Source organism: Antarcticimicrobium sp. (genome assembly GCF_029212575.1).
Lineage (GTDB): Bacteria > Pseudomonadota > Alphaproteobacteria > Rhodobacterales > Rhodobacteraceae > Antarcticimicrobium.
Genome location: NZ_JARGPK010000046.1, coordinates 1 through 24991 on the forward strand (window position 1 = coordinate 1; position 24991 = coordinate 24991).

General features: G+C 66.6%; 21 protein-coding genes and 1 pseudogene. 11 read left to right on the top strand and 11 right to left on the bottom strand.

Annotated features, from left to right (window positions below):
- The 5 genes and pseudogenes from P1U75_RS09115 to pepN all read right to left on the bottom strand — a co-directional run.
- Positions 1–458 (bottom strand): annotated as a pseudogene (locus P1U75_RS09115) (hypothetical protein); the annotation flags it as partial.
- 185 nt (positions 459–643) lie between these two features.
- Entirely contained in the window at positions 644–2155 is a 1512-nt protein-coding gene (gatB, locus tag P1U75_RS09120; RefSeq protein WP_300242364.1) for an Asp-tRNA(Asn)/Glu-tRNA(Gln) amidotransferase subunit GatB, read from the bottom strand.
- A gap of 62 nt (positions 2156–2217) precedes the next feature.
- On the bottom strand, positions 2218–3474 hold the full coding sequence (locus P1U75_RS09125) for a hypothetical protein (RefSeq protein ID WP_300242366.1): 1257 nt from the start codon (positions 3472–3474) through the stop codon (positions 2218–2220).
- Between the two features lie 192 nt (positions 3475–3666).
- A complete protein-coding gene (locus tag P1U75_RS09130; protein ID WP_300242369.1) occupies positions 3667–4053 on the bottom strand; it encodes a hypothetical protein in 387 nt (128 codons plus the stop codon).
- Positions 4054–4137: 84 nt separating this feature from the next.
- Entirely contained in the window at positions 4138–6726 is a 2589-nt protein-coding gene (gene pepN / locus P1U75_RS09135; RefSeq protein ID WP_300242372.1) for an aminopeptidase N, read from the bottom strand.
- A 207-nt stretch (positions 6727–6933) separates the two neighbouring features.
- Here pepN and P1U75_RS09140 point away from each other — a divergent pair, with 207 nt between their 5' ends.
- The 4 genes from P1U75_RS09140 (at position 6934) to P1U75_RS09155 (ending at position 11139) form a co-directional block, all read left to right on the top strand.
- The gene (locus P1U75_RS09140; protein ID WP_300242374.1) at positions 6934–9084 is read left to right on the top strand and encodes a malate synthase G; all 2151 of its coding nucleotides are present in this window, start codon (positions 6934–6936) and stop codon (positions 9082–9084) included.
- A 90-nt stretch (positions 9085–9174) separates the two neighbouring features.
- Positions 9175–9600, top strand: coding sequence for a heme-binding protein (locus tag P1U75_RS09145; RefSeq protein WP_300242376.1), 426 nt, complete (start codon positions 9175–9177; stop codon positions 9598–9600).
- 151 nt (positions 9601–9751) lie between these two features.
- On the top strand, positions 9752–10528 hold the full coding sequence (locus tag P1U75_RS09150; protein WP_300242378.1) for a gamma-glutamyl-gamma-aminobutyrate hydrolase family protein: 777 nt from the start codon (positions 9752–9754) through the stop codon (positions 10526–10528).
- Positions 10529–10611: 83 nt separating this feature from the next.
- Positions 10612–11139 carry a flavodoxin domain-containing protein gene (locus P1U75_RS09155; RefSeq protein WP_300242380.1) on the top strand — a complete coding sequence of 176 codons (528 nt, stop codon included), beginning with the start codon at positions 10612–10614 and terminating at the stop codon, positions 11137–11139.
- 19 nt (positions 11140–11158) lie between these two features.
- On the opposite strand, the gene P1U75_RS09160 is transcribed toward P1U75_RS09155, so the two are convergent.
- Positions 11159–13399, bottom strand: coding sequence for a molybdopterin cofactor-binding domain-containing protein (locus P1U75_RS09160; protein WP_300242382.1), 2241 nt, complete (start codon positions 13397–13399; stop codon positions 11159–11161).
- Between the two features lie 4 nt (positions 13400–13403).
- Positions 13404–13868, bottom strand: a complete 465-nt coding sequence (locus tag P1U75_RS09165; protein ID WP_300242385.1) for a (2Fe-2S)-binding protein — start codon at positions 13866–13868, stop codon at positions 13404–13406.
- A gap of 102 nt (positions 13869–13970) precedes the next feature.
- Between P1U75_RS09165 and P1U75_RS09170 the strand changes: the two genes are divergently transcribed.
- Positions 13971–14558 carry a TetR/AcrR family transcriptional regulator gene (locus P1U75_RS09170; protein ID WP_300242388.1) on the top strand — a complete coding sequence of 196 codons (588 nt, stop codon included), beginning with the start codon at positions 13971–13973 and terminating at the stop codon, positions 14556–14558.
- A 3-nt stretch (positions 14559–14561) separates the two neighbouring features.
- Here the strand turns inward: P1U75_RS09170 and P1U75_RS09175 are convergent, their stop codons facing one another.
- Positions 14562–15314, bottom strand: a complete 753-nt coding sequence (locus P1U75_RS09175; RefSeq protein WP_300242391.1) for an SDR family oxidoreductase — start codon at positions 15312–15314, stop codon at positions 14562–14564.
- A 144-nt stretch (positions 15315–15458) separates the two neighbouring features.
- On the opposite strand from P1U75_RS09175, the gene P1U75_RS09180 reads away from it, so the two are divergent.
- The 6 genes from P1U75_RS09180 to P1U75_RS09205 all read left to right on the top strand — a co-directional run bounded on the left by P1U75_RS09180 (position 15459) and on the right by P1U75_RS09205 (position 22087).
- Complete coding sequence (locus tag P1U75_RS09180) at positions 15459–16424, top strand: MBL fold metallo-hydrolase (RefSeq protein ID WP_300242393.1); 966 nt, start codon at positions 15459–15461, stop codon at positions 16422–16424.
- Between the two features lie 58 nt (positions 16425–16482).
- Positions 16483–16932, top strand: coding sequence for an isoprenylcysteine carboxylmethyltransferase family protein (locus P1U75_RS09185; protein ID WP_300242394.1), 450 nt, complete (start codon positions 16483–16485; stop codon positions 16930–16932).
- Between the two features lie 130 nt (positions 16933–17062).
- Positions 17063–18637 carry a Re/Si-specific NAD(P)(+) transhydrogenase subunit alpha gene (locus P1U75_RS09190; RefSeq protein ID WP_300242396.1) on the top strand — a complete coding sequence of 525 codons (1575 nt, stop codon included), beginning with the start codon at positions 17063–17065 and terminating at the stop codon, positions 18635–18637.
- A gap of 13 nt (positions 18638–18650) precedes the next feature.
- The gene (locus P1U75_RS09195; RefSeq protein ID WP_300242398.1) at positions 18651–20126 is read left to right on the top strand and encodes an NAD(P)(+) transhydrogenase (Re/Si-specific) subunit beta; all 1476 of its coding nucleotides are present in this window, start codon (positions 18651–18653) and stop codon (positions 20124–20126) included.
- Positions 20127–20275: 149 nt separating this feature from the next.
- Positions 20276–20677: a PaaI family thioesterase gene (locus tag P1U75_RS09200; RefSeq protein WP_300242400.1), complete on the top strand. Its 402-nt coding sequence runs from the start codon at positions 20276–20278 to the stop codon at positions 20675–20677.
- Between the two features lie 114 nt (positions 20678–20791).
- Complete coding sequence (locus tag P1U75_RS09205) at positions 20792–22087, top strand: DUF3422 family protein (RefSeq protein ID WP_300242402.1); 1296 nt, start codon at positions 20792–20794, stop codon at positions 22085–22087.
- Here the strand turns inward: P1U75_RS09205 and P1U75_RS09210 are convergent.
- From P1U75_RS09210 to P1U75_RS09220, 3 genes are all read right to left on the bottom strand, one after another.
- Positions 22008–23081, bottom strand: coding sequence for a YeeE/YedE family protein (locus P1U75_RS09210; protein ID WP_300242404.1), 1074 nt, complete (start codon positions 23079–23081; stop codon positions 22008–22010). The two genes, P1U75_RS09205 and P1U75_RS09210, sit on opposite strands and share 80 nt — an antisense overlap.
- 217 nt (positions 23082–23298) lie before the next feature.
- Positions 23299–24270: an ABC transporter permease gene (locus P1U75_RS09215; protein ID WP_300242406.1), complete on the bottom strand. Its 972-nt coding sequence runs from the start codon at positions 24268–24270 to the stop codon at positions 23299–23301.
- Positions 24263–24991: ABC transporter permease (locus P1U75_RS09220; RefSeq protein WP_300242409.1), on the bottom strand; the 729-nt coding region annotated here is incomplete at its 5' end. The genes P1U75_RS09215 and P1U75_RS09220, both read right to left, overlap by 8 nt.

Below are 24991 nucleotides of genomic sequence, written 5' to 3' on the forward strand. Positions count from 1 at the left end.
CCCTCGTCCGCAGCGCGCACGCGAAACACAGACGGCGCACTGTCGGCATCTTCAAGCATACGTGCCACCTGCCGGGACAGCGCCGCGCGGTCCTGCGTCTCGATCCCGGCCTCGGACAGGGGCGCTCCGGCCCGCAAACCCAGCGCCGCCGCCGCCGCAGGGTTCAGGCCCGCCACCCGCAAATGCCGGTCGATTCCCAACGCCGCCACACTGTTCAGATGATCCAGCACAAGCGACACGGCATCCCCCGCCGGCGCGCTGGCCACCCGATCCAGCACCGCCGCCGCGCGGTCGAAATGGCCAAAGATCGCCGGATCGTCCATCAATGCGGCCCGCACCGACCCCGCTTCGGTTTCGGGCATCACCAGATCGTTCCAACGATCCACAAATTGCTCGTATGACAACGGATCAAGCGCCACGTCATAGACACGCCCGATCAACTCGTCGACAACACCCATGCCGACGGACCCTGCATCGCTTGTCTCGTGATCCCCCATCGGCCCCCCAAATGCGTGCCAACCGTCACGCTAGCCGATCAGCGGGACTCCGCCAAGATGCAATGTCCGGGCTGCGCAATGCGTGGCACACCCCCACGCAACCGCCGGGCAGTCGCGAGCGTGGGGCCGCATGGCAGACTCGCGGTTTAAAGACCCAGTTTGGCGCTGACAATCTGGTTGACGGCGGCGGGATTGGCCTTGCCGCCGGTGGCCTTCATCACCTGGCCGACGAACCAGCCGGCCAGTTTCGGGTTGGCCTTGGCCTTTTCGACCTGCGCCGGATTACCGGCGATCACCTCGTCGACCGCGGCCTCGATGGCGCCGGTGTCGGTGACCTGTTTCATGCCGCGCGCCTCGACGATCTGCGCCGGATCGCCGCCCTCGGAATAGACGATCTCAAAGAGGTCCTTGGCGATCTTGCCGTTGATGTCGCCCTTGGAGATCAGGTCGATGATCCCGCCCAGCTGCTCCGGGCCGACCGGGCTTGAGGTGATGTCGTGATCCTCCTTCTTCAGCCGGCCGAACAGCTCGTTGATGACCCAGTTGGCCGCCAGCTTGCCGTCGCGCCCCTGCGCCACCGCCTCGAAATAGGCCGCCGTCTCGACCTCGGCGGTCAGCACGGAGGCATCGTAATCGGTCAGGCCGAAATCGGCGATGTAGCGCGCCTTGCGGGCGTCCGGCAGTTCCGGCAGCGTGGCTTTGATCCCGTCGACCCAGGCCTGCTCGATCTCCAGCGGCAGCAGGTCGGGATCGGGGAAGTAGCGATAATCATGCGCCTCTTCCTTGCTCCGCATCGAGCGCGTCTCGCCCTTGTCGGGATCATAGAGGCGGGTTTCCTGGTCAATCGTGCCGCCGGCCTCGACGATGGCGATCTGGCGCCGGGCCTCGACCTCGATCGCCTGCTGGATGAACCGCATCGAGTTCATGTTCTTGATCTCGCAGCGGGTGCCCAGATGGCTGAAATCCTGGGTTTCCCAGTATTTCTCGTACTGGCCCGGGCGGCAGATGCTGACGTTGACGTCGGCGCGCAGGTTGCCGTTCTGCATGTTGCCGTCGCAGGTGCCGAGGTAGCGCAGGATCTGGCGCAGCTTGGCGATATAGGCCGCCGCTTCCTCCGGCCCGCGAATATCGGGGCGGCTGACGATCTCCATCAGCGCCACGCCGGTGCGGTTGAGATCGACAAAGGACATGTTCGGGTCCATGTCGTGAATCGACTTGCCGGCGTCCTGTTCCAGGTGGATGCGTTCGATCCGCACCATGCGGTCGATGCCCTCGCCCAGTTCCACCAGCACCTCGCCCTCGCCCACGATGGGGTGGTAAAGCTGGCTGATCTGATAACCCTGCGGCAGGTCGGGATAGAAATAGTTCTTGCGGTCAAAGGCGCTCATCAGGTTGATCCCGGCCTTCAGGCCCAGCCCGGTGCGCACCGCCTGTTCGACGCAATACTCGTTGATCACCGGCAGCATGCCGGGCATCGCCGCATCGACGAAGGAGACGTTGGAATTGGGCTCGGCCCCGAAGGTGGTCGAGGCGCCCGAGAACAGCTTGGCGCGGGAGCTGACCTGCGCATGCACCTCCATGCCGATCACCAGTTCCCAATCGTGCTTGGCCCCGGCGATCACCTTGGGCTTGGGGGGCTCGAATGTCAGGTCCAGCATGGAATGTCTCCGCGAATGTCCGGCCTGCGTTCTAGGCCAGAGCTGGCGGCTGGGCAAGGGGATCAGAGCGCACCGGTCACCGGCCCGTCGGGGGTGAAGGTGACGCGCAGCCCACGGTCCAGATCGTCGCGGAACTGTTCGGCGATGGCGCGCAGGGCGTCGGCCCGGCCATGCGAGGCGAACCGCCGGGGCGAGGTCACGCGCAGGCTGTTGTCGAACCCCTCTGCGGCATGGGCCCAGACCAGCGGGTGCAATTCGGTCAGGTGATCGCGGATCAACCATCCGGCGCAGGCGGCGATGCGCGCGCGCGGGCTGTCCGGAGCGGCGTCTTCATCGTCGCGGCGCAGGGTAACGGCGCAATAGGCGGCCAGCAGGTTGATCATTTCCTGCCCCGGGCGGGCGGCGACGATATCGCGCAGCCCGTCGATGAAGAAATCGACATCCACCGCGTCGCAGGCCGAGGGGTCTTGGGCGATGGCATCGAAGCAGACCCAGGCATAACCGCCCGCGCCCCAGGCATCCTGTGTGCGCGCGGCGGTGCGGCGCGCCTCGAGCTCCAGCGCGGCGCGGTCGGGCAGCAGATGCGCCCCCAGCGCGCGCATGGCCCGAAAGTTCTGCGGGTCGAGATCGATCAGCGCGCCATAGCTGTCGGCCAAGGCCCGCACCGGTCCGGGCCGGCGCGCCAGCAGCGCGCATTGCGCCGATGCCACTGCCGGGCTGTTGCGGGCCGTGGTGTCGACCCCCTCCAGCAGGCGCGCGGCGCGGTCGAAATGCGCGGCGCAGCGTTGCCGGTTCAGCGCGGGCAGCGCGGCCTCCTCTCCGGTGCCGCGCCAGGCCCAGGCGATGTCGATATGCGCAAGCGCCACGACAAGGGTCACGTGGGGATCGGTCCGATGCTCCTGCCGCATCGCCTCCAGCGACATGATCCCCGAGAGCAGCGCGGGATCCTCGGCGCCAGCGCCTTGTTCCAACGCCTGTTCGACCGCCTCGACCACGTCGCAGCGCGCGCCATAGGCCAGAAGCTCGGCCAGGGGCACCCCGTCCGGCGCGCACCGGCGTGCGCTGTCCGCGGCCCGGATTTCCGCCGCAAGGTCGGTCCAGCGATCCTGCCGGGCAAGGAACAGCCCGCGTGCCTGCGCCTGCCGCGAGATGTCGTCTTCCGCGCTCATGTCGTGCACCGGAATATCGACCATCTCCTCGAGGCCCCTTTGCGGTGCCGGGGTTTCGGCAGACCCAGGCGCGCGCTGTCCGATCCGGGTGAGGGGGCGCACCAACGCAGCCGGGACGGTGCGCAGCGCGCGGCGGATGGATTGGAACATGGGCACTCCGGTCTGGGGCAACTGCGGGATTGGCAGAGACCCTGTACCGGCATTCGGGCGCAAAGGTGGCGCCCCAAAGGAGTTCGCGGTGGGGGATTGGGGTAATTGGATGGCATTGTTCGCGCATGGGAACCGGTCCCCCGCCTGACCGTCCCCAGCGCCGCGATTGTTTACCGTTCGGGTGACGTCGGGTCAGAAAACGGTGAAGTGATGCCGCTCCACGGGAATATCCCGGGCCAGAAGCTCGGCCTCGAACTCCCGGTGCGGCGGCAGTGATTCGTCCGGCAGGCGGATGCGCCGCCCCGAGGTCAGCACCGCCGTCGCGCGCACCGAGAAATCCCAGCGGGTATCGAGGCGCAGGCGCGCGATGTCCGACAGGGCCAGCGCGCCGCTGCGGCGCCCGCTGCGCCACGACAGGGTGCGGTCGTCCAGGTCCATCCCGGCCTCTGGGTTGCGGTAGAGATCATGCAGTGCGGGCAGGGTGGGCAGCACCAGAAGCGCCATCAGCCACCACGCCGCGTCAAGAAACAGGATCGCAGCCAGAAGCGCGGCATAGACGCAGATCAGAATCCCCAGCACCCTCGGGCTGCGCCCCTGTCGCGAAAAGCTGTAGCCGTCCCCGGGCACCGCTCAGCGCCCGGGGCAGGTCAGGGCGCGCGGCACTCATGCCCCCTTTATGCGGGTGATCATTTCGGCGGTGTCGCGCGACAGGTCCGACGTCGCCGCGATGCGGTCAAGCTGCGCGCCGATCAGCGCCCGCCGGTCCGCGTCATAGCGTCTCCAGGTCTGGAACGCGCTGCACATCCGCGCGGTGGTCTGTGGGTTCAGCGGATCGAGCCGGATCAGCCAGTCAGCCAGCAATTCATACGCGGCGCCCGAGGCGGCGTGAAAGCCCGCATGGTTGCCCGCCAGCGCGCCGAAGACAGCGCGAAAGCGATTGGGTGTCTTCCAGGTGAAATCGGCGTGGTCGGTCAGCGCCCGGGCGATCTGCGCCGCGTCCTTCGGGGCGGCCTCGGCGATCTGCAGCGAGAACCACTTGTCGATCACCAGCCGGTCGGCCTGCCACTGGTCGTAGAACCGCGCCAGCTGATCCTGCCCCTTGCCCGCGCGCAGCAGGCAGGCCAGCGCCGAAAGCTGGAGCGTCATGTTGTCGGCCGCCGCGTATTGCGCCGCCGCCTGTGTCCCGCCGTCGCGACGCGTCGTCAGGTCCAGGATCGCGCCGGCCAGCGCCCGCTTGCCTGATTGCGCGGCGTCCGGGGCATAGGGGCCGGTCACCTGCGCCGAATTGTACAATTCACCCAGCAAATCCCCCAACGCCCCGGCCTGGGCGTCCTTCAGCCGTTCGACTGCGGACCAGATCGCCATCGGGTCGGGGGTAACCCCGGCCTCGTGCAGGAAGCCGGCCAGTTGCGACTGGCCGGGCAGACCCAGCATCAGCGCGCGATAGGCCGGGTCAAGCCGGTCGTCGCGCAGAACGGCGCGGATGCCGTCGAGGTAATCGGCGTCAGGCTCCGCGCCCTTCGCGATCATGTCGATCAGGCACTGCCGGGCCAGGTCGCGCCCCGCCTCCCACCGGTTGAAGGGGTCGGTATCATGGGCCAGCAGAAAGGCGCGCTCGGCGCTCTGCGGCGCGCGATCGAGGATCACCGGCGCCGAGAAATCCCGCAGGATCGAGGGAACAGGATGCGCTGCCAGCCCCTCGAAGGTGAAGGACTGCGTCACCTCGGTCATCTCCAACACCTGTGTCGGCAGCACCTCGTCGCCGTTGGGGCCAAGCAGGCCCAGGGCGATCGGGATCGCCTGCGGCGCCTTGTCGGGCTGGCCCGGGGTGGGATCGGTGGATTGCGTGAAGGTCAGCGTATAGGTGCCATTATCGAACGCCTCTTCCACGCTCAGCCGGGGTGTGCCCGATTGCGAATACCAGCGTTTGAACTGGCCCAGGTCGCGCCCCGTCACATCCTCGAACACCTTGAGCCAGTCCTCGATGGTGCAGGCCTGCCCGTCATGGCGCGCGAAATAGAGGTCCAGCGCCTCGGCATAGGCGGCATCGCCCACAAGGCGCTTGAGCATACCGATCACCTCGGCGCCCTTTTCATAAACGGTGGCGGTATAGAAGTTGTTGATCTCCTGAAAGCTCTCCGGCCGGACCGGGTGCGACAGCGGCCCGGTATCCTCGGGGAACTGGCGCGCGCGCAACTCGATCACGTCATGGATGCGCTTGACCGGCGCGGAGCGCATGTCGGAGGTGAACTGGCTGTCGCGGAACACTGTCAGCCCCTCTTTCAGGCACAGCTGGAACCAGTCGCGGCAGGTGATGCGGTTGCCGGTCCAGTTGTGGAAATACTCATGCGCGATGATCGCCTCGATGCGCTCGAAGTTCATGTCGGTCGAGGTGTCGGGGCTGGCCAGAACGCAAGATGAGTTGAAGACGTTCAGCCCCTTGTTCTCCATTGCGCCCATGTTGAAATCGTCCACCGCGACGATGTTGAACACATCCAGGTCGTATTCCCGGCCATAGGTGTCCTCGTCCCATTTCATCGCCTTTTTCAGCGCCTGCATGCCAAAGGCGCACTTGTGCTCGTCTCCCGGCCGCACCCAGAGGTTCAGCTCGACGGACCTGCCCGACACGGTGGTGAAGCTGTCCGATTGCGCCACCAGATCGCCCGCCACCAGCGCGAACAGATAGGCCGGCTTGGGCCAGGGATCGTGCCATTCAGCCCAACCCTCGCCCCGGTCCACGGGGTTGCCGTTCGACAGCAGCACCGGCAGATCGCCGTTGATGCGCACGGTAAAGATGCTCATCACGTCGGGGCGGTCGGGGTAATAGGTGATCTTGCGGAACCCCTCGGCCTCGCATTGGGTGCAATACATGGCGGATGTGTCGGGCTGGCTTTCGCCTTGGACGTCCAGCGGCGACATGTACAACCCCTCGAGCGCGGTGTTGGTTCCCGGGTCGATCTCGACCTCGCACTCCCAGGTAAAGGGCGCATCGGGGGCGTCGGCGGTCAGCCCCGCGTCGGTGATCTCGGGGCTGATCGCGGTGCCGTCGATGGCGGCGCGGATCAGCGTCAGCCCCTCGCCGTGCAGGAAAAAGCGGCGATCGCGCGCCTGCGGGTTCGGGCGAAAGGCGATGCGGCTGGTCACGCGGGTGGCATGGGGCGCAAGATCGAAAGTCAGGTGGACCGAGTCGACCAGATAGCCGAAGGGCGTATAATCCGATAGGAAAACGGTCGTGGGGGCGGCATCGCGCATGGGGGCCTCGCTGGATGGATTTGCGGCGACGTTAGGCAAATGGCCTGATCCCTGCAAGGCGTCCTCCCGTCCCGTGCCCGGTGCTTTTCAAAGCGCATTTGAAACTGCTATCGGAAAAATTGGTAAAAAGATTTTACCGAAGAGTTGCCGATAGGAAACTTAAGTTCTAGAGAGTGAACCAAATCCAATTTTTAGGAGGCCAAGGCAATGACGGAGAGAGTGGAGCGGCACGGTCTGCAGGTCGCGGCAGACCTGGCTGCATTCGTCGAGGACCGGGCGCTGCCCGGCACCGGCGTGGCGGCCGAGGCGTTCTGGGCGGGTCTGGCGCGCATGGTGGCCGAACTGGGGCCGAAGAACCGCGCCTTCCTTGCCACCCGCGAAGAGATGCAGGGCCGGATCGACGCCTGGCACCAGGCCCGCAAGGGTCAGGCGCATGACGCCGCCGCGTACGAGGCCTTTTTGCGCGAGATCGGCTATCTTCTGCCCGAGGGCGCGGATTTCGCCATCGACACCACCGGCGTTGATCCCGAGATCGCCCATGTGCCCGGCCCGCAACTGGTGGTGCCGATCACAAACGCGCGCTTTGCGCTGAACGCGGCCAACGCGCGCTGGGGCTCGCTCTATGACGCGCTCTACGGCACCGACGCGCTGGGCGACCTGCCGGCGGGCGGCGGCTATGATTCCGCGCGCGGTGGCCGGGTGATCGCCTGGGCGAAGGCGCATCTGGACAAGGCGCTGCCGCTCACCGGCGGCTCCTGGGCCGATGTGACCGGGCTCGACCAGGATCAGGGCGGTGTCATCCTCGCCTCCCACAACGGGCCGCTGCGGCTGACCGACCCGGCGCAATACGCCGGGCGCAGTGCGGATGGGTCGGAGTATCTCTTTACCCGTCACGGGCTGCACATCCGCGTCGTGCTGGGCCCCGACACGCCCGTGGGCCGCGACGATCCGGCGGGGATCAGCGACGTGATCCTGGAATCGGCCATGTCCACCATCATGGATTGCGAGGACAGCGTCGCTGCCGTCGATGCCGAGGACAAGGTGCAGGCCTATGCCAACTGGCTGGGGCTGATGAAAGGGGACCTGAAAGAAAGCGTCACCAAGGGCGGCAAGAGCTTCGACCGCGTTCTGGCGCCGGATCTGGAGTTCACCGCGCCGGACGGCAGCGCGATCACGCTGAAGGGCCGCTCGCTGATGTTGGTGCGCAACGTTGGCCACCTGATGACCAACCCGGCCGTGCTGGACGGGCAGGGCGGCGAGATCCCCGAGGGGCTGCTCGACGCGTTTTGCACCACGATGATCGCCATGCATGACCTCAAGGTGCAGGGCGGCAACTCGCTGCACGGCTCGGTCTATGTGGTCAAACCCAAGATGCACGGGCCGGAGGAAGTTGCTTTCGCGGTCGAGATCTTCGACATGGTCGAGGAGATCCTCGGTCTGCCGCGCAATACCGTGAAACTCGGCATCATGGACGAGGAACGCCGCACCAGCGTCAATCTCAAGGATTGCATCCGCGCCGCGAAATCGCGGGTGGCCTTCATCAACACGGGCTTTCTTGATCGCACCGGCGACGAGATCCATACCAGCATGGAAGCGGGCCCGATGTTGCCCAAGGGCGAGATGAAATCGACCCCATGGATCGCAGCTTACGAGGATCGCAACGTCGATATCGGTCTGGCCTGCGGGTTGCAGCACAAGGCCCAGATCGGCAAGGGGATGTGGGCGATGCCCGACCTCATGGCAGACATGCTCAAGGCCAAGATCGGCCATCCGCAGGCCGGGGCCAATTGCGCCTGGGTGCCCTCGCCGACAGCCGCCACGCTGCACGCGACGCATTATCACCTCGTGGATGTCTTTGCCCGTCAGGGCGAGATCGCGGCCGGCGGGCCGCGCGGCACGCTCGCTGATCTGCTCACCCTCCCGGTGATGCAGGGCCGCAACCTGAGCGGTGAGGAGATCGCGCGGGAGATCGAGAACAACGCGCAAGGGATCCTCGGCTATGTGGTGCGCTGGATCGACCAGGGGGTCGGATGCTCCAAGGTGCCGGACATCCATGACGTCGCCCTGATGGAGGATCGCGCCACATGCCGCATCTCTTCGCAGGCGCTGGCCAACTGGCTGCATCACGGCGTCGTCAGCGAGGATCAAGTGACGGCGGCGATGCGCAAAATGGCACAGGTGGTGGATCGGCAGAACGCCGGTGACGCGGCCTATCGTCCGATGGCGCCGGGGTTTGACGGCATCGCGTTTCAGGCTGCCTGCGATCTGGTGTTCGAGGGCCGGGTGCAGCCCTCGGGCTATACCGAGCCGGTGCTGCACCGCCGTCGGCTGGAGTTGAAGGCGCAAGCGGCGGGATGATCTGACCGGGGGCGAGGGGGCTGTCTGCCCCCTCGCGCTCCCCCGAGAGTATTTTCAGCCAGAAAAAGAGAAAAAAGGGGAGAGAATGGCATGGCGATGACACTGGACCAGGCGCGGACGATCATCGGCGCGGCGCGCGACAAGGGGCGCGACCTGGGATTGAAGCCGCTGTCTGTGGCGGTGGTGGACGCAGGCGGCAACCTGCTGGCCTTCGAGCGTGAGGATGGCGCGCCGCCGGGCCGCTTCGCCATCGCCCACGGCAAGGCCCACGGCGCGGTGATGCTGGGCATGCCGGGCAGCGCCCAGATGGCCCGGGCCGAGGCGCAGCCCTATTTCATGGCGGCGCTCAACGGCGTCTATGGCGGCCAGCTGATCCCGGTGCCGGGCGGTGTGCTGGTGCGCGGCGCGGATGGCGCGGTGATCGGCGCGGTCGGCGTGACCGGTGATACCTCGGACAATGACGCTGCCGCAGCACTGGCCGGGATCGAGGCCGCCGGCCTGACCGGCGAGGCCTGATCGCGCGCGCGGCCGCTGCCCGGTATTCGGGCGCAGGGGCGGGTTGTGCGCCTTGGCACACCCGCTTGCGCCGTGATGCAGGGGCCGGGTGTTGCAGGCCCCGGCCGCGCCCTGTATCTAGGCCGGGTACACACGTGAAAGTGAGCGTTTCATGGCCCGCCCGGTCGTCGGCATCATCAGCAATTCCGTCCTGATCAACGACAGCTACCCGACCCATGCGGGCGGCACGATGAACTCCGAGGCGGTGGCCTGCGTCGCGGGCTGCCTTCCGCTGATCATCCCCGCCGACCCGCGCTATTCCCCGGTCGAGGATCTGCTGGAGATCTGCGACGGTTTCCTGCTGACCGGCGGGCGGCCCAACGTGCATCCGGAGGAATACGGCGAAGAGGCGACCGAGGCGCATGGTGCCTTTGACCGGGCCCGCGACGCCGTGGCGCTGCCGCTGGTGCGCGCCTGCGTCGAGCGTGGCCAGCCCTTTTTTGGGATCTGCCGTGGCTTTCAGGAGGTCAACGTCGCGATGGGCGGTTCGCTCTACCCAGAGATCCGCGACCTGCCGGGGCGGATGAACCACCGGATGCCGCCCGACGGCACGCTGGAAGAGAAATTCGCCCTGCGCCACCGGGTGCGGCTGGCCGAGGGCAGCGTGTTTCACAAGCTCTTCGGCGCGCCCGAGGTGATGACCAACACACTGCACGGCCAGGGGATCAAGCGCCCCGGCGCCCGTATCGAGGTCGACGGCTGGGCGCCCGACGGCACGCCCGAGGCGATCCATGTCCAGGATGCGCCGGGCTTTACCCTCGCGGTGCAATGGCACCCGGAATACGACGCCGCCAACGATCCGGTCTCGCGGCCACTGTTCACCGCCTTCGGCGATGCGGTGCGGGCCTGGTCCGCCGGTCGCCGCGCGCCGCTGCAGCGCAGCGCCTGAGCCCCGTCTTGATCTGACGCAAGGCCACCGGGCTCTGCATCGGGTAACCGATCCGCATCACGGGCTGCGGATGGGGGTGAGTCATGCGGATCCTGATTTGCTACGCCAGCACCGAGGGGCAGACGCGCAAGATCTGCCGGTTCTGCGCCGAACAGCTGATGGCGCGCGGTGACAGTGTCGAGATGCTGCCGGCGGAGGAGGCCGGAGAGATTGACCTGGCGATCTTCGACGCGGCGATCCTGGCCGGATCGGTGCATGTCGGCAGGCTGCAGGCGCGGCTGGCCGATTTCGCCGCCGCCCATGCCGGGGTTCTGAACGGCATGCCGACGCTGCTCCTCGTGGTGTCGCTGGCGATCGCGGGCGACGATCCCGGGGACCGCGCCGAACTGGATCGCATCGCCGCCGGTTTTGCGCAAAAGGCCGGCTGGACCCCGGGGCAGGTGGCCCATGTGGCGGGTGCCTTCCGGTTCACCGAGTATGATTTCTTCCGGGCGCTGGCGATGCGCTGGATCGCCCATCGCAAGGGCGAGAGGATCAATCCGCAAAAGGACACCGAATACACCGATTGGGCGGCGCTGGCGGATCTGATCCGGGGCTGGCCCGCCGGGTGACGGGCCAAAACAGGCGCGCTCAGACCAGCAGGTCGAAATCCCGCATCAAGGGCAGGCTGCGCGCCCGCCTGCCGGTCAGGTCGAACAGCGCGTTGGCCAGCGCCGGCATCGCCGGCGGCGTGCCCGGCTCGCCCGCGCCGCTGATATGGTCCTGGTTCTGCAGGATGCGCACCTCGGTCGCGGGGGTGTTGTGGATGCGCAGCGCGTCGTAATCGGGGAAGTTCTGCTGCACGACCGCCCCCTCGGCAAAGGTGATCTCGCCGAAACAGGCCGCCGAGAGACCATAGACCATGCCGCCGGACAATTGCGCCTCGAGGTTGCGCGGGTCGAGCGCGACGCCGACATCCGCCGCGATCCAGGCCCGGGTCATGGCAATCTGGCCATCCCTGTCCTGAACCTCGATCACCGTCGCCGTGGGGGTGCCGAAACTGTAGCAGAAGCCGACCCCGCGGCCTGTGCCCTCGGGCGTCTCGCCGGTCCATCCGGAGATGTCGCGCACCGCCTCCAGCACCGCGGCGGCGGGGGCGTATTCGGCCCGCGCCAGCTCCAGCCGGAACGCCAGCGGATCGCGCCCGGCGGCATGGGCCATCTCGTCGAGGAAACTGTCGAGGAAAAAGCCGTTCATCGACGCCCCGACCGAGCGCCAGAAGCCCACCGGGATGGCGAGATCGGCGAGATAGCCGCGCACGCGGAAATTGGGGATCGCGTAGGGCTGGTTGAAGGCGCCGTCCACCGTACCCTTGTCCGGACCGGCGGCGGGCAGGCCAAGCCAGCGGCCCATCGCCTGCTGCGTCGGTGACTGCGCCGCGATCTTCCCGTCGAGCAGCACCGCTTTGCCGTCCTGCACCGCGCCGCGGAATCGCGCCAGCGCGCCGGGGCGGTAGAAATCGTGGGTCATGTCCTCTTCGCGCGACCAGGTCAGCTGCACCGGCGTGCCGGGCATCTCGGCGGCCACCCTTGCGGCGTAGACCGAGAAATCCAGCTCTCCGCGCCGACCGAAGCCGCCGCCCATGAAGGTGGTGTGCACCTCCACCGCCTCCGGCTCCAGCCCGACCGCCTTGGCACAGCTCTTGCGGGTGAACAGCGGCGCCTGGTTGCCGGACCAGATCTCCAGCTTGATGCCCGAATAGAGCGCCGTGGCGTTCATCGGCTCCATCGTCGCATGGGCAAGGTAGGGCACCCGGTACTCCGCCGTGATTTCGGTTGCGCCCTCGGGCAGGGTCCCGGCATCGCCGTCATCGCGCATGGTCGAATTGGCGTCGTCGTCGAAGGCCGCCGCGATGCGGTCGAAGACCGCCCCGGTATCGGGCGGGTTGGGCCCCATCTCCCAGTCGATCTCGACGGCCTCTGCCGCCTGCATCGCCAGCCAGGTGTTCGAGGCGACAACGGCGATCCCGTCGCCCAGGTTGACCACCCGGTCAACCCCCGGCATCGCCCGCGCTGCGCTGTCGTCGAAATCGCGCATCGCGCCGCCCAGGTGCGGGTTCATCCGCAGGGCGGCGAAAAGCATCCCCTCCAGCCGCACGTCGATGCCGAACCGCGCGGTGCCGGTGACCTTGGGCACCATGTCGACGCGATCGACAGGCTTGCCCAGGATGCGCCATTGCGCCCGGTCGCGCAGCGGCGCGTCGACCGGATCGAGCCCGGCGGCGGCCTCGGCCAGATCGGCATAGGCGATCTCGCGTCCATCGGCGGCGATGACCATCGCCTTTTCGGTGCGCAGATCGGCGCGCGCCACCCCCAGCAGGTCGGCAGCGGCCTGTTTCAATGTCTCGCGGGCGCTGGCCCCGGCGGCGCGCATCCGGGTATAGCCATCGGCCATCGAGGTCGATCCGCCGGTCACCTGCATGTTCATGACCTTGCCGACCCGGCCCAGCGTCTCGGCCAGCGCGTGGCCGAAACTGGTTTTGTCATAGCCCTTGCCGGGCAGCGCCTCGCCCAGCAGGGCCTGGTTGTAATAGGCCTGCGCGGCGGGGCCGTGCAGCACGCGGACCTGGTCCATCTCAACGTCCAGCTCCTCGGCGATCAGCGCCGCCCAGGTGGTCTGCACGCCCTGGCCCATCTCGGCGCGCGGCGCGATCAGGGTGATGCCGTTGACGTCGATCATCACGAAGGGGTTGAGCGCGCCGCCGCCCGCTCCGGGTGTCAGCGGGTTGGGGGCGGGACGGGAGACGTACCAGGCGCCGAAGGCAACGCCGCCGACGATGGCGGCGGAGCCGATGAGGAAACTGCGGCGGGCGATTTTTCCGATGCTGGCCATGGGCTCAGGCCTCCTTCATCATCTGCGAGGCGCTGTGGATGGCGGCGCGGATGCGGGGATAGGTGCCACAGCGGCACAGGTTGCCCTGCATGGCCAGGTCGATGTCCTCATCGCTGGGCGCGGGGTTTTCGGCCAGTAGCGCGGCGGCCTGCATGATCTGGCCGGACTGGCAGTACCCGCATTGCGCCACCTGGTGCGCGGCCCAGGCACGCTGGATCGCGGCCATGGCATCGGGCGTTCCCAGCCCCTCGATGGTGGTGACCTCGCCCCGGACATCGGCCAGCGCCACCTGGCAACTGCGCACCGCCTCGCCGTCGATTTGCACGGTGCAGGCGCCGCAGGCGGCCACGCCGCAGCCGTACTTGGTCCCGGTCAGCCCGATCTCGTCCCGCAGCACCCAGAGCAGGGGCACATCCTCGGGCAGGTCGATCTCGTATCGGGTTCCGTTGACGGTAAGGGGGGTGGGCATGGGTGTCTCCCTGATGTAGATGCCGCGACGGATATGACATAAATGGCATAATATGTCAGGATGTCAATTGACAGTTTTTCGGCAACCTGCAATCCATCATGGATGGCGGCGGCAGACACAGATTCCAATTCCAAACAGGCGGCGATCCTCGCCTCGGGCTGGCAGGCCTTTGCCACCTATGGGTTTCGCAAGACCTCGATGGAGGACATAGCGCGCGGCGCCGGCATGTCGCGCCCGGCGCTCTACCTGCATTACCGCAACAAGGATGACATCTATCGCCACCTGGTCCGGCAATACTACGACGATGCGGTGGCGGCGGTCGAAGCCGCGCTTTCGGACGGCGGACCGGTGCCGGAGCGGTTGGCGGCGGCCTTCGCGGCGCAGGGCGGTGCTGCGGTCGAGGCGATGCTGACCTCGCCGCACGGGATGGAACTGCTCGACGCAGGAAAATCCGCCGCCGCCGAGATCATCCAGCAGGGCGAGGCACGGCTGGCGTCGGTCTATGCCGCCTGGCTGGAGGATGCGGCGCAGGCGGGGCTGCTCCGGCTGCCCGGTCCGGCGACGGACCTGGCGGCGACCATCGCCGCCGCCCTCAAGGGTCTCAAGATGACCGCGCCCGATTACCCCGGCTACCGCGCCCGCGTGGCGCTTTTGGCCGCGATGATCGGCGACGGGCTGACCGGGACCTGAGCCTCAGGACTGGCCGCCGGCGATCTCGATGCACTGGCCGTTCACGCTTTCCGAGCCGGGCCCGACCAGCCACATCGCGGCGGCGGCCACCTCTTCCGGGGCGATCAGGCGGTTGTGGCGATTGGCGCTGACCATCATGTCGCGCGCCTGGTCCTCGCTGACCCCGGCCCGCTGGGCGATGCTGTCCACGTTGCGGCTGACAATCGGGGTATCGACATAGCCCGGGCAGATCGCGTTGAAGGTAAAGGGCGTGCCCATGTAATCCTCGCTCAACGCGCGGGTCAGTCCGATCACCCCGTGTTTCGAGGCGGTATATCCCGCCGCCCCTTTCAGCCCGCGCAGCCCGGCGACGGACGAGATGGTGATGACACGCCCCCAATCGGTCTGCCGCATCGAGGCCAGGCACTCGCGGATGGTCAGGAAGGCTCCGTCGAGGTTGGTCGCCATGATGTTGCGCCACATCTCCAGCGAGGTCTTGTGCAGCGCGCGGCCCTCGGCGATGCCGGCATTGGCGACGCAGATCTGCACCGGCCCACGCGCCTCGACCGCCGCGGCGATCTTGGCGACCACGTCGCCCTCGTCGCGCACGTCCATCGCAAGGCCGGTCATGCCCTCTCCGGCGACCTCGTCCAGCACCGCCTGCCGGCGGCCGGTGATCGTCACCCGCGCGCCCTTGGCCGCCAGTGCCCGCGCGATGGCCAGGCCGATCCCGGTGCCGCCGCCGGTCACCAGCGCGTGTTTTCCATTCAATGCCATTCGCCTGTTTCTCCCTTGCTTCGCCGTCACCCTAAAGGCCGGGCGCCAGGGGGCAAGGGCGGTCGTTCCGTCACTTTACATACTCATTCACACATGCGAATGTTTTCTGAAATTGCCGACAGAGATCACGTTTTGGGAGGAGTCATGAAGCATCTGTTTAGCGCCGCGGCGATCACCGCCGCCGCGATCACCGCCACCGTCACGGCCGGCCGGGCGAGCGAGGATATCGCCGACCAGTATCCGCAATCGGAACTCTACTCGAAACCGGTCGAGGTGATCCCGCATGTGTTCTCGGCCATCGGCGCCACCGCACCGCCGACCTACGAGAATTCGGGCCACAACAACAACCTGTCCTTCATCGTCACCGGTGAGGGCGTCGTGGTGATGAATGCCGGCGCCTCCGCACGCCTTGCCGCCGCGCTGCACGCGGAGATCAGGCAGGTCACCGATCAGCCCGTGGTGCTGGTGATCAACGAGAACGGCCAGGGCCACGCCATGCTGGGCAACAGCTATTGGCGCGACCAGGGGGTGGATATCCTGGCCCATGTGGATGCGGTCGAGGAAACCACCGAGAACGGCGATTTCATCCTGCAGGGGATGCAGCGCTACAATCGCGACAAGGCCGAGGGCACGCGGGTGGAGCATGCCAACATCACCTTCGAGGAGGAATACGACATCTCGCTTGGCGGGGTAGAGATCAATGTGCTGCATCTTGGCCCGGCGCACGATCCGGGCGACGCGCAGGTCTGGATTCCACAATGGGGCCTGATGATTACCGGCGACATCGCCTTTCACGAACGCATGCTGCCGATCTTCGAAGGCACCTGCACCAGTTGCTGGCTGGAGACCTGGGAGGAAAAGCTGGAGCCGCTGGCGCCGACCTATGTGATCCCCGGCCACGGCCATCCGACCAATTTCGCCCAGGTCCGGCGCTATACCCACGACTATCTTGTGGACCTGCGCGGCAAAATCCGGGACCATCTGGATGCCGGCGGCGATCTGGCCGGGGCCTATTACGTGGATCAGTCGGAATGGAAAAACCTCGACACCTTCGAGGAGCTTGCGACCAAGAACGCCGGCCGCGTCTTTGCCGAGATGGAGTGGGAATGAGCCGAATTTCCTCGAAGGAAATTGTCGGGATTCTCCGAAGAATCCTGCGGGATAGGCGATGAAGTGGATCGACATGCCGCCGGTCTGGCTCCTGGGGGCGGTCCTGCTGGCCTGGGGCCAGGCGCGGGTTTTTCCCGCCGGGCTCAGCTTTGGCGGAGCCTGGGCCGATTTCGCGGGCGGGCTGCTGGTCGGCGGCGGGCTGCTCCTGATGCTGCTGGCGGTGGTGGAACTGCGGCGCAAACGGACCACGATCATCCCGCACCAGACGCCAAGCACGCTTGTGCAGTCGGGCATCTTCAGCCGCAGCCGCAACCCGATCTACCTGGGCGACATTCTGGTGCTGGCCGGGCTGATCCTGCGGTTCGACGCGGTGCTCGCGCTGCCGCTTCTGCCGGTCTTCACCTGGGTGATCGAGCGCCGCTTCATCCTGCCCGAGGAAGACCGCATGCGCCGCGCCTACCGAACCGATTATGCCCGCTACGAACGCAAGGTGCGGCGATGGGTGTAACTGATATGTATCTAAACACCGCTGCGACCTATGCCGCGCTTGCGAAATTTTCTTGCGCGCGATAGGTGACGGATTTGCAAACTGTACCGTATTTCGCCCTGTGGTGGGGCGACAAAGGGGGACCGAATAGGTGAAGATAGGGACACCGAAGGAAATCTACGAGGGCGAAGCGCGGGTGGCGATGACCCCCGACTCGGCCAGGCAACTGCAGAAGCTGGGTTATGAGTGCGCCATCGAGGCCGGGGCCGGTGCGGCCGCCGGGTTTTCGGATGCCGCCTATGAGGAGGCAGGGGTCGAGGTTGTCAAGACCGCAGCGGCACTGTGGAAGGCGGCCGACATCATCGCCAAGGTGCGCCAGCCCAACGAGACCGAGCTGAAGCGTCTGAGCAAGGACAAGACGCTGATTTCGTTCTTCAATCCCGGCGGCAACGAAGAGGGGCTGGAGCTGGCCAAGTCCAAGGGCGGCAACGTGATCGCCATGGAGATGGTGCCGCGGATCTCCCGCGCGCAGAAGATGGACGCCCTGTCGTCGATGGCCAATATCGCCGGCTACCGCGCGGTGATCGAGGCGGGCAACAACTTCGGCCGCTTCTTCACCGGGCAGGTGACGGCGGCGGGCAAGGTGCCGCCGGCCAAGGTGCTGGTGGTGGGCGCCGGCGTGGCGGGCCTCGCCGCGATCGGCACCTCGACCTCGCTCGGTGCGATGACCTTCGCCTTCGACGTGCGTCCCGAGGTGGCCGAACAGGTCGAATCGATGGGCGCGGAGTTCGTCTATCTCGATTTCGAGGAGCAGGCCGCGGACGGCGCCGCCACCGGCGGCTATGCCTCGGTGTCCAGCCCCGAGTTCCGCGAGGCGCAACTGGCCAAGTTCCGCGAACTGGCCCCGGACATGGACATCGTGATCACCACCGCGCTGATCCCCAACCGCGAGGCGCCGGAACTGTGGACCGAGGACATGGTGAAAGCCATGAAGCCGGGCTCGGTGATCGTCGATCTGGCCGCCGAAAAGGGCGGCAACTGCAAGCTGACAGTCGCGGATGAAAAGATCGTCACCGACAACGGCGTGACCATCATCGGCTATACCGACTTCCCCAGCCGGATGGCGGCGCAGGCCTCGACGCTCTACTCGACCAACATCCGTCACATGATGACCGACCTGACGCCCGAGAAGGACGGCAAGGTCGCGCACAACATGGAAGACGACGTGATCCGCGGTGCCACCGTGGCCTATCAGGGCGAGATCACCTTCCCGCCGCCGCCGCCGAAAGTGGCTGCGATCGCGGCCCAGCCGAAAAAGGAGCCGCCCAAGGAGCTGACGCCGGAAGAGAAACGGGCGCAGGAGGTCGCGGCCTTCAAGGCGCAGACCAAGCAGCAGGTCACCCTGCTGACCGTTGGCGCGGTGCTGTTGCTGGGGGTGGGCCTGGTGGCCCCGGCCAGCTTCATGCAGCACTTCATCGTCTTCGTCCTCGCGGTCTTCGTCGGCTTCCAGGTGATCTGGGGCGTGGCGCACAGCCTGCACACGCCGCTGATGGCGGTGACCAACGCGATCTCGTCGATCATCATTCTGGGCGCGCTGATGCAGATCGGCTCGGGCTCCGGGCTGGTGGTCGTGCTCGCCGCGATCTCGGTGTTCATGGCCGGGATCAACATCTTCGGCGGCTTCCTCGTGACGCGGCGCATGCTCGCCATGTTCCAGAAATCGTAAGGAGTAGGGGATCATGGAATTCGGATTTACCACGGCGGCCTATGTGGTCGCGGCTGTCCTCTTCATCCTGTCGCTTGGCGGCCTCTCGGGGCAGGAAAGCGCCAAGCGCGCGGTCTGGTACGGCATCGCCGGCATGGCGCTGGCGGCCTTCGCCACGCTGATCGGCCCGGGGCAGGGGTTCTGGCTGCTGTCGCTGGTTCTGATCGCCGCCGGCGGTCTGATCGGCGCCTATGTGGCGGGCAAGGTCGAAATGACCGGCATGCCCCAGCTTGTCGCGGCAATGCACAGCCTCGTCGGTTTGGCGGCTGTCTTCGTCGGCTTCAACGCCCATTTCGAGATGGGCCACGTGGCTGCCATCATGGCGGGCGCTCCCGCCTCGCTGAACGCGATCGGGATGGACACCTGGATGCATGAGCAGCACCTCGGCACCTTTGCCGCGCTGATCGCGCACAAGACCCCGGTCGAACTGAACATCCTGAAGGTCGAGCTTTTCCTCGGCGTCTTCATCGGGGCGGTGACCTTCACCGGCTCGGTGATCGCCTATGGCAAGCTGGCCGGCAAGGTGAACTCGGTCGCCCAGAAACTGCCCGGCGGCCACGCGCTGAACGCCGGGGCCGCGATTATCTCGCTGCTCTGCCTGTTCTGGTACTTCGGCACCGGCGGCTTCGTGCCGCTGGCGATCATGACGCTGATGGCGCTGTTCATCGGCTATCACCTGATCATGGGCATCGGCGGCGCCGACATGCCGGTGGTGGTGTCGATGCTCAACAGCTACTCGGGCTGGGCCGCTGCGGCGATCGGCTTCTCGCTCGGCAACGACCTGTTGATCGTTGTCGGCGCGCTGGTTGGCTCCTCGGGCGCGATCCTGTCCTATATCATGTGCAAGGCGATGAACCGCCACTTCGTCAGCGTGATTCTGGGCGGCTTCGGCGGCACATCGGGCCCGCAGATGGAGGTCGAGGGCGAACAGGTGGCGATCGACGCCGATGGCGTCGCTGCGGCGCTGAACGACGCCGACAGCGTGATCATCGTGCCGGGCTACGGCATGGCGGTGGCGCAGGCGCAGAACGCGGTCAGCGACCTGACCAAGAAGCTGCGCGCCAAGGGCAAGAATGTCCGCTTTGCCATCCACCCGGTCGCCGGCCGCCTGCCCGGGCACATGAACGTGCTGCTGGCCGAGGCCAAGGTTCCCTATGACATCGTTCTGGAAATGGACGAGATCAACGAGGACTTTCCGCAGACCGACGTGGCGATCGTCATCGGCTCGAACGACATCGTGAACCCCGCCGCGCAGGAGGATCCCAACAGTCCGATCGCCGGCATGCCGGTGCTGGAGGTCTGGAAGGCGAAACAGGTCTTCGTGTCCAAGCGCGGCCAGGGCACCGGCTATTCCGGCATCGAGAACCCGCTGTTCTACAAGGAGAACACGCGCATGTTCTACGGCGATGCCAAGGCCAGCCTCGACAAGCTGATCCCGCTGATCGACTGATCGCGGCGGCAGGCTTTGAAATGCGCACGAAAAGGCGCCCTTCGGGGCGCCTTTTTTTCGTTTCGGGCGGGGACGCTTGCCGCCACGTTGGCTTTGACACCCCGGGCATTGTCCGTCTGGATACCCGCGACCGTCAGGGAGAGACACCGATGACACCACTGGAACTGGGCCGCAAGATCCTCGCGCAACAACCCTTCAGCGTGCTCCTCGGGGCCGAGCTTGCGCATCTCGCCGCGGGCGAGGCGGAACTGCGCCTGCCGCTGCGCGACGATCTTCTCCAGCAATACGGTTTCGCGCATGGCGGCGCGGTGGCCTACCTTGCCGACAACGCGCTGACCTTTGCCGGCGGGTCGGTGCTGAGCAACCCGATCACGCTGGAGATGAAGATCAACTACATCCGCCCCGGGGTCGGCGAAACGCTGATCGCGCGGGCGCAGGCGATCTCCTCGGGTCGGCGCCAGGCGGTGTGCGAATGCAAGGTTTACGCCCTCGAGAACGGCGAGGAAAAGCTTTGCGCCGCCGCACAGGGAACGATCATGTCACGCGACTGACCGGGCGGGCCCGCCGATGTATACCGTCGTATCCTTCTAAGGTCTTGAAGGAAAACAATTTACATTCAATTCGGGGGCGCTAAGACTAGACCTCAAGCCCACGAGGACCGCCCGATGCCCCCGATCGAAGACCACCCTTTGCGCTACCGGCTCGCGAACGAGCTGCACGCGCGTCCGTTCCCGGCGATGAAAAACACCTCGACGGTGGTCTACCTCGCCATCAAGCAGCCGAAAGAGGCTGTCAGCCGCGACCGTGCCGTCGATGTGGCGCATCTGACCGCGCTGCTCGACCGCCACGGTGCGCCGCACCCACAGCCCGGCGCCACCCATTTCAGCGGTCGGATCGGGCGCCACGTGTTGAAGTGGGAACAGCATACCGAATTCGTCACCTACACCGCGATCTCCGACGGGGTCAGCGACCGCGCCTTCGACCCGGCGGATTTCTCGGTCTTCCCCGAGGACTGGCTGAACGCGGCGCCGGGCCAGCGCATCACCTCGATCGCGCTCCGGGTCTGCCCGCGCCCGGACGAGGCCGGCATAAACGCCGCGCTGTCCGACTGGTTCGTGCCCGAAAGCACGGCGGCCTCGCACGTACTGGACGATGCCGCGGTGGCGGCGGGCGATTTCCGCATCGACCCGGCCGGGCACATGCGCTTTGCCATCTTCGTCGGCGAGGACGCGGGCCAGCGCCGCATCGGCCGCGCGGTCCAGAGATTGTGCGAGATCGAGACCTACAAGGCGATGTCGATGCTGGGGTTCTCCCGCGCGCAGCAACTCTCGGGCGAGATTGGCGCGCTGGACAACCACCTGTCGCAACTCATGGTCGATATGACCGGCGGCGGCATCCCGGCGGAAAAGACCCTGACCGCGCTTTTGTCGATTTCCGCGGAACTGGAGTCGATGGGCGCGCGCAGCTCGTTCCGCTTCGGGGCCACCGGCGCCTATGAGGCCATCGTCAACCAGCGCATCGCCTCGCTGCGCGAGGGGCGGTTCCAGGGCCGCCAGACCTTTGCCGATTTCATGGCCCGCCGCTACGCCCCTGCGATGCGAACGGTGACCTCGACCCAGGGACGGCTGCAGGCGCTGGCCGACCGGGCGATGCGCGCGGGCGAGCTTTTGCGCACAAGGGTGGACGTGGAGCGCAGCGCCCAGAACCAGGCGCTGCTGGAAAGCATGGATCGCCGCGCCGACCTGTCGCTGCGGCTCCAGCACACGGTCGAGGGGCTTTCGGTGGTGGCGATCAGCTATTACGCCCTGTCTCTGGTCAGCTACCTGCTCTACCCGCTGGGGCAGGCCACCGGGCTGAGCAAGGGAATGCTGACGGCCGCGCTCACTCTGCCGGTTGTGCTGGCCGTATGGGGCGCGGTGCGCCGGATCCGGAAAGGGATCGAGAAAGGATCGCATTCATAGCCAGTCCGCCCAAGGCGATGGAGGCCAACGCAAGCAGCGCGGCAAGGCTCAGCGTCGGCACACCCGACAGGCCCGCACCAAGGGTACAGCCGCCCGCCAGCACACCGCCCACGCCCATCAACACCGCGCCCGCCAGATATCGCCCGGTCTGCGCCGCGCCCTCAAAGCTTTGCCAGACGAACTGACCGCGTAGCAGGGACGCCGCCAACGCCCCCAAGACCACACCGCTGACCAGTGCCGGGCCGAACCCCGCCGGCACGGCAGAGGAGGCGACAGTGAAGAACAGCGATTCCGACATCGGCGAGGTGAAGGACAGGCTTTCCATCGCGATCGGCTCGAATTCGTCGAACAGGAGGAACCCGGTTCCGACCCATCCCAGCGCGGCCAATACCCCGATGGCCGCCGCTCCGATGAGCGAAAGCGGCGCGGCGCCCGAGCGCAGCGCGAAAAGGAGCGCGGTCACCGCGATCAGCGTGGCCCAGACCGGCGCGCCGCCGGGCAGGGCGGCGAGGGTGGTGAAATTCCCCAATTCGAGGGTCAAACTCCCCAATCCGGTGCGGAGCGGCGCCAATACTCCCTTGAGCGTGGCATGCGCCGTGACCGCGAACACCAGCAGCACCAACAGCGCCCGCAGGTTGCCGCCACCGGCCAGCACCGTCAGCCGCGACACGCAGCCCCGGGTCAGCACCATGCCCGCGCCAAAGGCCAGCCCGCCCAGCACGATGGCCAGCACCGGCAGACCGGACGCGAGGAAGCGGTGATCTTCAAACCCGATCCAGCCCAGTGCCACGGCCCCCTGCGTGCCGATCACGGCGATGGCAAGCGCGGTCAGCCAGACTCCCATCGCGCTGCGCCGGTCCGCCCCCACCAGCGCCCGGCGCAGGCAAAAGCGGGTGATCTGCGCCAGAACGCCAAAGGCAAGGCCCAGACCGAGGCCGAACAAGACGCTGGCCTCGCGCGCGGTGGTGTCTTCGAACCCGAATGTCTCGAACATGGCGCAACCTCACAAAGTGGAATTATTTCCCACTAGGGCGCAGGTTCGGCGGAAAACAAGCGGTTGACCTTGCCGGGGCATCGTGAAAGTTGGAACATATTCCCGAAAGAGCCGTCGCGCGATGGTTTTTGTTTCGCTCCCGCAAATCCGCCGAAACGAAAACCGCCGCCCGGGTGGGGCGGCGGTTGATTCCGTTCCTTTTTCTGTCTCGCCCGGCTCAGCGGCCCCGGATGCGGGGATCGAGCGCATCGCGCAGCCCGTCGCCCAGGTAATTGACGCTGAGCACGGTCAGCGAGATCGCCAGCCCGGGCCAGAACACCCGCTCGGGGTATTGCTGGAGATAGTCGGTGGCATCGAACAGCAGCCGGCCCCAGGTCGGGAAATCGGGCGGAAAGCCCAGCCCGAGGAAACTCAGCGCGCTTTCGGTGATGATCGCGGTGGCGATCCCCAATGTCGCCGAGACCATGATCGGGCTCAGCACGTTGGGCAGGATATGGCGCAGGATCATCTTGGTGTTGGTGGTCCCGATCGAGCGCGCGGCCAGGACGAACTCGCGCTCCTTCAGCGCCAGCACGTCGCCGCGCACGATCCGCGCGGTGGGCATCCAGCTGGTGACCCCGATGGCCACGACGATCAAAATGAAGATCCCCTGTTCCGGCCCGAAGGCCGAGTTCAGAGGATCGCGGAACAGCAGCATCATCACCAGCAGCAGCGGCAGCAGCGGCAGCGCCAGGAACAGGTCGGTCAGCCGCATCAGCGGCCCGTCGAGCCTGCGGAAGAACCCCGCCATCACGCCCACGAAAGAGCCCAGCCCCAGCGCCAGCAGCATCGCGGTGATGCCGACCGAGACCGAGGTCTTGCCGCCCGCCATCATTCGCGCAAAGGTATCGCGCCCCAGCTGATCGGTGCCAAAGGGATGGGAAAAGCCGGGGCCCTGGTTGCGCGCGCGGATGTCGATATGGGTCGCGTCGATGGTCCAGATCAGAGGCCCGAGATAGACCCAGAGCACGATCGCCAGAAACAGGATGCCACCGTAAAGCGCGCCCTTGTGGTGCTTGAACTGGTCCCAGACCTCGCGCCACTGGTTGGTGGGGGGCTTGGTGAACTCCTCCAGCGGCCCGGCCGCGGGCAGAGCGGTCGAGGCCGGGGCGAGCCCTTCGTCGGGGACGAGACGGTCCTTGTCAGTCATAGCGGATCCTCGGGTCGAGCAGGCCATAGAGCACGTCGGCGATCAGGTTGAACAGGACGATCAGCACCGCGAAGATGAAGGTCAGCGTCTGCACCATCGGCAGGTCGTTGGCCTGGATCGCGCCGATCAGCAACTGGCCGATCCCGTTCACCTTGAACACCTGCTCGGTGATGATGGCGCCGCCAAAGATCGAGGGCACCCCCAGCGCGATCACGGTGACCACCGGGATCATCGAGTTGCGCAGAACATGAACCATCACCACCGTGGTTTCGCCCAGCCCCTTGGCGCGGGCGGTGCGCACATAGTCCTGGTTGAGGTTATCCAGCATCGAGGCGCGCATGAACCGGCTGATCTGCGCGGTGATCTGCAGCGCCAGCACCATCACCGGCATCACCATCTGCCTTAGCTGGATGACGAAGCTGTCCCAGCCCACAACCTTGTGCGTGGTGTCATAGATCGACGGGAACCAGCCTAGGTTGACCGAAAAGATCACGATCACCAGCACGCCGGAAAAGAACGGCGGAACCGAGAAGCCGACCATGGTGATGAAGGTCCCGGCCTGGTCGAAGATCGAGTATTGGCGATAGGCGGAGTAGATGCCGATGGGAAGGGCGATCAGGATGCCGACCACATAGGCGGTGCCGACGACCCACAGGGTCTGGGGCATGCGCTGTGCGATGATGTCGACGACGGGGCTGCGGGTCTGCCACGAAATCACGCG